The following is a 1,109-nucleotide window of genomic DNA, read 5'->3' as shown; positions in this document are numbered from 1 at the left end:
ATTCAGGATATCATTTTTTGGTCATCATGTAAATAATTTTTTGCCGTTTGCTATAAATTCCAGAATCACTGGTAAGTCTTATCCAGAATCAGTGGTAAGTTTGAGCGGAATTGGTGGTAAGTTTGGACCAGAATACACAAAATTTTCCAATTAAACTCTTTTATCTTTTTGGTTTTGCTGTGTTTCTTAACTATTGTTACTCTTTTCCCTTTTTTGAATTTAAACCAACTTTGCCAAATATTTGCTAAACTTAAATCTATGGAAGAATTACCCATAATAAACAGGACATACGAGTCCTATAAATCAATTATGGCGTTACTGCAAAAACCAGATTTTGGGCCAATTTACCATCCGATTTAGATTCGCCGGACAGAGCCAAATACACAAATTTTGACCTTTTTGCAGTAACGCCAATTATTGATATTAATAATCATCTGGAAAAAGATGGCGGTATTCGCTTGGAATGAGTTTGGAAAATTCCATCTTGTCTCTGCTTCAAGAATTAATTATGGCGAAAAACGCCCCCAAACCGCTTAAATCATCTTATTTGATTAAAGCCGGCAGTCATTTGGAAATTTCTGTATTGAAACTTCGGCTTTTCCTGGAAATGGAAATCGCCAATGAAACAAAAATTTTCCAAACGTAGAGCAAACTGACGGAAATCGGCAGGATGCTCGGCGGCTGGATAAAATCTTTAAACAACGCATAATCTCTCTTCGCGCCGCGAACGCCATTGTCAGAATTGGAATTCTCGGGATCGTTCCTGTCCAAGTTGGCCTGCCGATTGTCGCGGTTCCAGTTAACGTTCGGGACATTGCCGTCAGCGGTATGATTGTAATGCTTATCTGATAAAAACGACCAGCCGCAGCCCTGCCTGCCGACAGGCAGGCAAAAGCCGTTTTCGCATTGGTTTGCTTTTTGTATCCGCCCGAGGCGGATAAACATTGCCAATCCGTGAGGGTTTATGTGTTTGATTGCTGCCAAATGGCGCTTTGCTGAAATTTTATCAAGCAAAGATTTCATCTATGAAAAAGCTGTGCAAGTGTTTTTCCGGTAGCCCTCCCAGATTACCAAGATTATATGACCATTCATCTATCGGTGCCCTTTGC

The 1,109-nt window shown here is 40.1% G+C and carries 1 protein-coding gene; it reads right to left on the bottom strand.

Annotation, left to right across the window (positions count from 1 at the left end; genetic code table 11):
- Positions 1–564: 564 nt before the first annotated feature.
- On the bottom strand, positions 565–1,014 hold the full coding sequence (locus HW443_RS11595; RefSeq protein WP_176238262.1) for a hypothetical protein: 450 nt from the start codon (positions 1,012–1,014) through the stop codon (positions 565–567).
- Positions 1,015–1,109: the final 95 nt, after the last annotated feature.

Origin of the sequence: Candidatus Hakubella thermalkaliphila (assembly GCF_013281975.1) — a bacterium.
In the GTDB taxonomy this organism is placed as follows: Bacteria; Actinomycetota; Humimicrobiia; order Hakubellales; family Hakubellaceae; genus Hakubella; species Hakubella thermalkaliphila.
The sequence above is the reverse complement of the archived record's forward strand: the minus strand, read 5'-3'. Positions and strand labels throughout refer to the sequence as shown.